The sequence below is a fragment of the Desulfonatronospira sp. MSAO_Bac3 genome (assembly GCF_003838035.1).
Taxonomy (GTDB): domain Bacteria; phylum Desulfobacterota; class Desulfovibrionia; order Desulfovibrionales; family Desulfonatronovibrionaceae; genus Desulfonatronospira; species Desulfonatronospira thiodismutans.
The window spans coordinates 1-8,783 of record NZ_QYZY01000204.1; the positions used below are offsets into that span (position 1 = coordinate 1).

Annotated in this window: 11 protein-coding genes; 10 read left to right on the plus strand and 1 reads right to left on the minus strand. The window is 54.2% G+C overall.

Translation table 11 applies throughout. The annotated features are described in order from the left end of the window. The 7 genes from trpD to D5S03_RS06980 form a co-directional block, all read left to right on the plus strand. Positions 1-996: anthranilate phosphoribosyltransferase (gene trpD / locus D5S03_RS06950; protein ID WP_287043160.1), on the plus strand; the 996-nt coding region annotated here is incomplete at its 5' end. Positions 997-1,000: 4 nt separating this feature from the next. Further along, the gene (locus tag D5S03_RS06955; protein ID WP_287043161.1) at positions 1,001-1,762 is read left to right on the plus strand and encodes an indole-3-glycerol-phosphate synthase; all 762 of its coding nucleotides are present in this window, start codon (positions 1,001-1,003) and stop codon (positions 1,760-1,762) included. Continuing rightward, a complete protein-coding gene (locus D5S03_RS06960) occupies positions 1,759-2,385 on the plus strand; it encodes a phosphoribosylanthranilate isomerase (protein WP_287043163.1) in 627 nt (208 codons plus the stop codon). The genes D5S03_RS06955 and D5S03_RS06960 overlap by 4 nt, the downstream gene beginning before the upstream one ends. Next, entirely contained in the window at positions 2,382-3,548 is a 1,167-nt protein-coding gene (gene trpB, locus D5S03_RS06965; RefSeq protein ID WP_287043165.1) for a tryptophan synthase subunit beta, read from the plus strand. Before D5S03_RS06960 ends, trpB begins: the two co-directional genes overlap by 4 nt. A 138-nt stretch (positions 3,549-3,686) precedes the next feature. Continuing rightward, positions 3,687-4,454, plus strand: coding sequence for a tryptophan synthase subunit alpha (gene trpA, locus D5S03_RS06970; RefSeq protein ID WP_287043167.1), 768 nt, complete (start codon positions 3,687-3,689; stop codon positions 4,452-4,454). A gap of 97 nt (positions 4,455-4,551) precedes the next feature. Continuing rightward, positions 4,552-4,869, plus strand: a complete 318-nt coding sequence (locus tag D5S03_RS06975; RefSeq protein ID WP_287043169.1) for a carboxymuconolactone decarboxylase family protein — start codon at positions 4,552-4,554, stop codon at positions 4,867-4,869. A 64-nt stretch (positions 4,870-4,933) separates the two neighbouring features. Beyond that, complete coding sequence (locus D5S03_RS06980) at positions 4,934-6,280, plus strand: glutamine synthetase family protein (protein WP_287043171.1); 1,347 nt, start codon at positions 4,934-4,936, stop codon at positions 6,278-6,280. A gap of 123 nt (positions 6,281-6,403) precedes the next feature. On the opposite strand, the gene D5S03_RS13760 is transcribed toward D5S03_RS06980, so the two are convergent. Further along, on the minus strand, positions 6,404-6,517 hold the full coding sequence (locus D5S03_RS13760; protein WP_353740051.1) for a dual CXXC motif small (seleno)protein: 114 nt from the start codon (positions 6,515-6,517) through the stop codon (positions 6,404-6,406). 191 nt (positions 6,518-6,708) lie between these two features. On the opposite strand from D5S03_RS13760, the gene D5S03_RS06985 reads away from it, so the two are divergent. From D5S03_RS06985 to D5S03_RS06995, 3 genes are all read left to right on the plus strand, one after another. Continuing rightward, complete coding sequence (locus tag D5S03_RS06985) at positions 6,709-7,461, plus strand: hypothetical protein (RefSeq protein WP_287043173.1); 753 nt, start codon at positions 6,709-6,711, stop codon at positions 7,459-7,461. Positions 7,462-7,709: 248 nt separating this feature from the next. Then, entirely contained in the window at positions 7,710-8,132 is a 423-nt protein-coding gene (gene queF / locus D5S03_RS06990; protein WP_008868476.1) for a preQ(1) synthase, read from the plus strand. A gap of 91 nt (positions 8,133-8,223) precedes the next feature. Then, a partial coding sequence (locus D5S03_RS06995) for a hydantoinase/oxoprolinase N-terminal domain-containing protein (protein WP_287043175.1) occupies positions 8,224-8,783 on the plus strand: 560 nt, incomplete at its 3' end.

Consider the following 8,783-nt stretch of genomic DNA (forward strand, 5'->3'; position numbering starts at 1 on the left):
ATGCAGATAAAACAAGTACTGAATAAAATATGCTCCGGGCAGGACCTGGATTACAGTGAGGGCCGGGATGTTTTTCAGGCCCTGTTTGAAGGGGAGATATCCCCGGCCCAGAGCGGGGCGCTGCTCATGGGCCTTCGCACCAAGGGCGAAAGTGCCTCTGAACTGGCTGCTGCCGTGAGTGTGGCTCTGCAGCGGGCCAGGCTGGTGCAGGGATTGACCGGGAAAACTATAGATACCTGCGGTACAGGCGGGGACTCGCGCCAGAGCTTCAACTGCTCCACTGCGGTGGCCTTTTTTCTGGCCGACCAGGGCATCCAGGTGGTGAAGCACGGCAACCGGGCCGTGTCCAGTTCCTGCGGCAGCGCTGACGTTGTGGAGGCCCTGGGGCTGCAGCTCCTGGACAACCCTGAGCTTGTGGCAGGTGAACTGGCGGCCAGGAACTTTGCTTTTCTTTTTGCCCCGCATTTCCATCCAAGTTTTGCAACCATCGCCCCTCTGCGACAGGAGCTGGGCATAAGAAGCCTGTTCAATCTCATGGGACCGCTTTTGAATCCGGCCAGGCCCACGCACCAGATACTGGGTGTGCCCCACGCCGGATTTATGCCCCTTATGTCCGGTGTGCTGGCTGAAAGCGGTGTGCAGTCCGCGGCAGTGGTGCACGGGGCCATGGGGTTTGACGAGCTGACCCCCTGCGGGGTGAACCAGGTGATTATGGTCCGTGAGGGCAGACAGGAGGATATGCTTCTGGACCCCGAGCCCCTGGGATTTGAGGCCTGCAGTCCCGAGGATCTGGCCTGTGCGGACAAGGAAAGTGCCCTGGCCAGGCAGCGCGAGATACTGGCCGGTGAAGGTCCGGGACCCATGCAGGACATGGTGGCCCTGAACCTGGGCCTGGGCCTGCACCTGCTAAACCCGGATGTGGGTCTTGAGGAATGTATGCACGAGGCGGCATCTATCGTCAGGGGCGGTCTTAAAACCCTTAACTTTTCAGGATAGACTCATGCTGGATAAGTTTATGCAGGCCAAGGCCGGGGAGTTGAAGGCCTTAAGAGAGCTTAAGGCCGGAGGTGGAACTCTGGAAGAGTATCAAGGCCCAAGACCGGGCTTTCGCGAGGCTGTTGCCGGTCCCGGACCGGCCATTATTGCTGAATACAAGAGGTCCTCGCCTTCCAGGGGGGTTATAAACGAGGAGCTGTCTCCCCAAAAAGCTGTGCAGGAGTTTATGTCCGGGGGTGCCGCGGCTTTTTCCGTGCTGACGGAAGAAGAATATTTCGGGGGCAGGCTTGAGTATCTGGAGGAATTTGCCGGACACGGTGTCCCGGTGCTCAGAAAGGACTTTATATTCGATTATCTGCAGGTTGAGCAGACCGCTGCCACACCGGCCTCGGCCCTGCTGCTCATTGCCAGGGTGGTAAAGGACCTGGGGCTGTTGTCGGATTTGATCCGCGTGAGCCGTATCCACAACCTGGAGCCTGTGGTGGAGATCTTCGCCCCCAGGGAACTGGACATGGTCAGACAGGCCGGCGCAGATATCATCATGGTCAACAACAGGGACTTAGACAGGCTCACAGTGGACCTGGACATGTCCAGAAGCCTTGTGCCGCAGAAAAAGCCTCAAGAGGTCTGGATCTGTGCCAGCGGTATTGACAATTCAGCTCAGGTGGACGAACTTTACGGGCTTGGCTTTGATGCCTTTCTCATAGGCACCAGCATCATGTCCTGTGACCAGCCCGGGGAGAAACTAAAGGAGCTTTTCCCATGAACCGGGAGTTCAAAATCAAAATCTGCGGGCTGACTGATCCAGAGGATCTCAGGCTCTGTCAGGAACTAAGGATAGATTTTACCGGCTTCATCTTTCATCCCGGCAGTCCCAGGTACGTATCCCCTGAAAAAGTCGGGGAGTGGAGCAAAGAAAATGAGCTCCGGGTGGGAGTATTTGTAGATGCAACAGTCCGGGAAGTGCTGGATGCAACCAGCAGGGCCGGGCTGGATATGGTGCAGCTGCATGGCGGACAGGATCCTGGTTTTTGCCGTGAGCTGGGAGCGGAAATGGTCATCAGGACCTTCTGGCCGGAACGTTTCCAGAGCAGCAGTTCTTTTGAGGAAGAACTTCAGAAATTCACCCAGGTCTGCAGTTATTTCCTGCTGGACGCAGGCCGGAGCATGGGGGGGCATGGCCGGAGCATAGCCTGCAGCTGGCTTGAGGGAGTAAATAGTCCTGTGCCGTTTCTTATGGCCGGGGGGCTTGGGCCGGACAATCTGGACCCGGTGCTCAAGACACAGGCCGCAGGCGTTGATCTCAATTCCGGTGTAGAAAAAGGCCCGGGGCAAAAGGATCACGAAAAGATAAAAAAAGCAGTAAATAAATTGCGAGGAATGAAATGAGAAAGGGTTATTTCGGTGCTTTCGGCGGCAGGTTTGTTCCGGAACTGCTGGTACCGCCCCTGGCGGAACTGGAGGATGCTGTGGACAATATTCTGCCCAGTGAGGCCTTTGTAAAGGATATGGACCGGGTGGGCCGGGAATTCGTGGGACGCCCCACGCCTCTTTATCCCTGCCGCAACCTCTCAGGGGAGCTGGGCTTTGATGTGTATCTGAAAAGAGAGGATCTGGCCCATACCGGGGCGCACAAGATCAACAACACCGTGGGACAGGCCCTGCTGGCCAGGCATATGGGCAAGAGGTGCCTGCTGGCGGAGACCGGGGCCGGACAGCACGGGGTGGCCACAGCTACGGCAGCAGCCATGCTGGGCCTGGACTGCATAGTCTTCATGGGTGCCTTAGATGTACAGCGTCAGAGTATCAACGTGCACCGCATGGAGCTCATGGGGGCCAGGGTGGAGCCCGTGGAAAGCGGCACCAGGACCCTCAAGGACGCTATCAATGCGGCTCTTCGGTACTGGATAGCGCACCAGTCGGATACACACTACTGCCTGGGCTCTGCTGTGGGTCCGCATCCATTCCCGCTTCTGGTGCGCAAGCTGCAGTCAGTAATCGGCCGGGAGGCCAGGGAGCAGATGCTGGAGCAGACCGGAAATCTGCCGGATACAGTGGTGGCCTGTGTGGGCGGAGGTTCCAACGCCATCGGCATGTTTCACCCTTTTGTGGAAGACCGGCAGGTAGAGCTGGTGGGCGTGGAAGCCGGGGGCAGGGGTGGTCCTGAGGATTATCACTCCGCAACGATTTCCAGGGGTACCCCCGGTGTGCTGCACGGCACGCATACTTTTCTGCTGCAAAGCACAGAGGGCCAGATCCTGCCCTCGCACTCCGTGGCCCCTGGGCTGGATTATCCCGGGGTAGGGCCGGAGCACTCCTTTTTAAAGGACAGCAACCGGGCCAGGTACGAAGTTATTCATGACCGCGAGGCCTTGAAGGCTTTTAATCTTTTGTCGCGCAAGGAGGGCATCATCCCGGCCCTGGAAAGCGCCCACGCCGTGGCCTGGGCAGTGGAAAACAAAGACTCCATCAAGCAGGGCAGCAGGGTCCTGATCAACCTTTCGGGAAGAGGGGACAAGGATCTGGATATTGTCAGGGATTCAGGGATATAGGAATTGGGGGATTGAGGAATTGGGGGATTGAGGGATTGGGGGATTTAGGGATTTGGGGATTGAAGAAATGCTGAGGGCGGAAGAACCCTGCAGGACAGTTTTTCAGGTGTAGGAACCTAATTACGAGGAAGTAGTGCAATGCATCATGACAATATATTGACCAGAAAGATACAGGGGGCTGTGGACAGTGGTCGAAAGGCCCTGATACCGTTTGTGCCGGCCGGGTTTCCCAGCAGGGAAAGGTTCTGGGATGTCATCCTGGAACTGGACGACCAGGGCGCGGATGTCATAGAAATAGGAGTGCCTTTTTCAGATCCTGTGGCAGACGGTCCGGTGGTGGAAAAAGCCTCCATCCGTTGCCTGGAGCAGGGGGTGAACCTGGACTGGATTTTCGAAGGCCTGGCCAGGCACAGAAAAGACATTCAGGCCGGGCTGGTTTTCATGGGATACTTTAATCCTTTTCTGCAGTACGGAGTCGAAAGGCTGTCTGGTGCCTGCAAAGAAGCCGGGGTGAGCGGGCTGATTATACCGGATCTTATTTTGGAGGAAGCCGAGCCTTACAAGGAAGTTCTGGAAGAAAACAACCTGGCCTACATACCCCTGGTGGGGCTGAATACATCAACAGAGAGGCTTCAGGAATACGCCAGGCTGTGTCCGGCTTTTGTCTACGTGGTGTCTGTTATGGGTATTACCGGGACAAAGTCCGGTTCAATGCAGGTCCTGGGTGATAAGCTGCGCCAGGTGCAGGAAACTTTTGAATGTCCCGTGGCCCTGGGCTTCGGCATCAGTTCCAAGGATCAGCTGGAATCCATTGAGGAGCACGTGGATGCCGTGGTTTTCGGCAGTGCCCTGATCAAACATCTGGATGAGGGCAAAAGTCCCCGGGAGTTTATGGCTGGATGGTAGGTGCCCGGGGCGTTTTGTCAGAGAGTAAGAGCAAAGACAAAGTATACTGAATAGTTGCAGTAAGTTACATCATACAACTTAAAAACGGAGAAAAGTCATGAGTAAAGATCAGTTGCCTAAAAATTATCAGATGATGCAGGAACAGCATCCCGGATTTATCAAGGCCGTGGAAGAGATGGGCAATGCCGTGCGCCAGGAGGGACCTTTGGATGAAAAAAGTGTTGAACTTATTCAGTTGTCTGCTGCAGCAGCCCTGAAGCTTGAAGGCGCGGTACACAGTCATGCCCGCAGGGCTCTCAAGGCCGGGGCCACCCCGGAGGAGCTTCGCCAGACCCTGATAGTGCTTACATCCACCATAGGCTTCCCTTCGGTTGCCTCAGCCATGAGCTGGGTAAGGGATGTCACCGGGGAGTAGGCGGGTTTTTCAAATATTAACAATTAACTGATAACTTTTAACTCTCAAGTTCTGGAGGTTATGCATGCAAAAGCCGGTGGTGTTTGATTGTCGAAATGCAGATGATGTTACCAGGGCGGTTAAAGAGCACGACATCAGTTTTGTGCAGTTCTGGTTCGTGGATGTTCTGGGCAACCTGAAAAGTTTTCAGGTTACCCCCAGCGAGCTGGATGAGGCCTTTGAAGAAGGTATGGGTTTTGACGGTTCTTCCATCGAGGGTTTTTCCAGGATTCATGAAAGCGACATGCTGGCTTATCCAGATCCGACAACTTTTCAGATTGTTTCCTGGCGTCCCATGGAACGACCGGTGGCCCGCATGTTCTGCGACATCAAGAACCCCGACGGCAGCCCCTATGAAGGCGACAGCAGGTACGTCCTCAAAAGGATTCTGGGCAAAGCTGCTGAAGACGGGTACAGCTTTTACGTAGGCCCGGAGCTGGAATTCTTTCTTTTTGAGAGCTCCAGGGAGCCCAAAACCCTGGACTTCGGGGGGTACTTTGATGCACCGCCTCTGGACCTGGCCAATGACATCCGCAGGGATATCATAAATGCCCTGATAAACATGGGCATTATTGTAGAGTACAGTCACCACGAGGTGGCCCCCAGCCAGCACGAGATAGACCTGCGCTACCAGGAAGCCCTGAAGATGGCCGACACCGCGGTCACCTACCGGGTCATCGCCAAGGAAGTGGCCAGACGTCACGGCTGCTACGCCACCTTTATGCCCAAGCCCCTTTTCGGGGAAAACGGCAGCGGCATGCATGTGCACCAGTCTCTTTTTAAAAATGGCAAAAACGTGTTTTACGATCCTGATGCCCCGGACAATCTGAGTAGGGAATGCAGAAATTACATCAGCGGCCTTCTGGAGCATGCCAACGAGATCACCGCTGTGTGCAACCAGTGGGTCAATTCCTACAAGAGGCTGGTGCCGGGATATGAGGCTCCTGTTTACGTGGCCTGGGCCAGGCGCAACCGCTCATCCCTGGTGCGGGTGCCCATGTACAAACCGGGCAAGGAAAAGGCTACCCGGGTGGAGCTTAGATCTCCGGATCCGGCCTGCAACCCTTATCTGGCATTTGCCTGTATGCTTGCTTCCGGGCTCAAGGGCATGGAAAAGAAATACCCCCTGCCCGAGGCGGTGGAAGAAGATATCTTTGAGATGAACGAGGAAGAAAGAAAGAAGCACAACATCCCCAGCCTGCCCGGAAGCCTTTTCGAGGCGGTGGAGGTTCTGGAAAAAAGCGCAGTGGTCAGGCAGGCCCTGGGCGAGCACATATTCAACAATTTCATCGCCAACAAGAAAATCGAATGGAATAACTACCGCATACAGGTGACTGAGTATGAGCTGAAAAAGTACCTGCCGCTTCTGTAAATCCGTCAGTCGCGTCAGGGCGGACAACTACTCATGTAAATCGAGTTATGCAGATGCAAGATGTTTTCCGGTGGTTATCCCAGCACATTTATTGCCTGTTCTTTTTGCGACAAAAGTTTTGAATCAGAGCCTGTCGCAGCGTATGTTGCCCAGGTCTTCCTCCATACGGTCGTCGATGTTCTGGGCTGCTTCGTTTAAATTGAAACAACTATTGCACACCCGGCAATAGAGATAAATCCTGGTTCAAGTGCGCTTTATACGGTAGTTTTCAGGACCGTGGCTGCAGATGGACTTGACCTTGAAACTGGAATCCATAACTTATCCTTTAGGTTGAGGTGGTTCTTGAAGCAAGCGCAATACATATATCCAAGGTTTAATGCGGTCAACCGTCTGTGTTGCAGTTAGAACTATAAGGATGCTGTAACATTATGAAAAATATGGACAAGTTTGCAGAAAATCTCATGGATGAAACCCTGAAAGAGGCGGCGGAGACCTTTTTCGGGAAACGCAGGGAACTGGAAGACGACCTGGAGTTTCTGCAGCAGCAGGCAGAAGAGCTGCAGAGACAGGCCAGGGGCATTGAAGGAATTGTTACCCGTCTGAACCATGTCCTTGGTCGAGGCAGTGCTGCCCAAGAGTTCTGGACCGGCCTGGACAGCAGTGAACTGGCCGGGGTCCCGGCAGACTGGGAGCATGATGTGGCCCTGCCCCGGGCCTGGACCAGCAGGGGCAGGTTTCTCGGCTTAGTGCGCAGTCTGTATATGCAGCTTGCAGAGAGAATAGACGTCTACACCCATGGCCGATATGTCGAGGACAAGGAAGTAGCGGGCAAAAAACAGCTTACCACCAACCTGAAATCGGTCACGGATTTTGCCGAGAGCATTAATGCAGCCATTAGAGAGATAAACGCCTGCAATCGGCCGGACGATGTCATGGCCTTTGCCAGGAGTATGGATGTGGAAGGCGGCCAGAAGAGAAAGCTGGCAGGCAGTGACCTGACTTATAACTTTGACCAGGATCTGTGCTTCAAGGAGCTGAGCATTGATGACCTGGGCCTGGCAAAGTATCCGGAACTTTCCACAGACCGTCAGTCCATGCAGAAAGTGGATGCCCTGGCCAAAGATATTTATTCCAGGTACAAGAAAGAGATAAAAGATGTCCTGGATGAAATATATGGTTGATTTTCGGGATTGGGGAATTTAGGAATTCAGGAATTTAGGAATTCAGGAATTGGGGAATTTAGGGATTGGGGAGCATGGGGCATGGGGCATGGGGCATAGGGCATGGAGCATAGGGCATGGAGCATAGAGCATAGGGCATGGAGCATGGAGCATGGAGCATGGAGAGAAGAAAGGATCAATGCTGAATGGGAATTTAGGGATTGGGGAATTGGGAAGTTCAGGGATTGAAGAATTGGGGGATAAAAGAAATGCGTGATGATACTTCCGGTTTGACTCTGCTGGGTAAAACGAGGCCCGAATATCCTTCCAGGGTTGATCCCGGAGTTCTGGAGACCTTTGCCAATAAATTTGCGGAAAGGGACTACGAAGTGGTTATGGTCACGGATGAGTTCACTTCCCTTTGCCCGGTTACAGGACAGCCGGACTACGGGACCATTGAACTCAGATACGTGCCGGGAAAGGAGTGCATCGAGTCCAAATCCCTCAAATATTATCTTTTCAGCTACCGTCAGGAACCTACTTTTATGGAGACTGTGGTCAATCGCATCCTGGATGACCTGGTTCAGGCCTGCAGCCCCAGGCAGATGAAAGTTGTGGGCCGCTTCAAGGCCAGGGGCGGCATAGCCATCGATGTTTCCGCACAGTACCGCCGGGAAGATCAGCCGTCTTGAGCTCAAGCTGTTTTCAGCCCTGCCGGATACACCTGCAAAAAAGACAAAATTTATCCAGCAATTGATACCCAAAGGAAACATTTCTATCGCAATGCAGTCTTGTGATCCAGTAATTATCGGAGTTGATACCGGGGGGACTTTTACGGATTTTATATATCATTTAGGCGGTCGCTGGGTAGTGCACAAGACCCTGTCCACCCCGGATGATCCTTCAAGAGCTGTACTTGAGGGGCTGGAGCACATTGCCCCTGAGGGCAGGACCCGCCCGGTTGAATCCCACTCTGTGGGGCCGCCCGGGGCGGCATTGGGCCGGGTAAAGGTAGTGCACGGCTCCACCGTGGCCACCAATGCTGTCCTGGAGCGAAAAGGGGTCAGGACCGCCATAATCACCAATGCCGGCTTTGAAGACGTAATAGAAATCGGTCGCCAGAACAGGGACCAGCTCTACAATCTCTTTCACCGCAGACCACAGACTGTGGTTCCCCCAGGCCTCAGGTTCGGCCTCCCCGCCCGCATGGATGCATCAGGAAAAGAAATCCAGCCCATGGACCTGGAGGTTTTGTCCAGCATCAAGAAACGCCTCAAAGAATTGCAGGTACAGTCCGTGGCTCTCTGTTTGCTTTTTTCCTATCTCAACCCGGAGCATGAGCA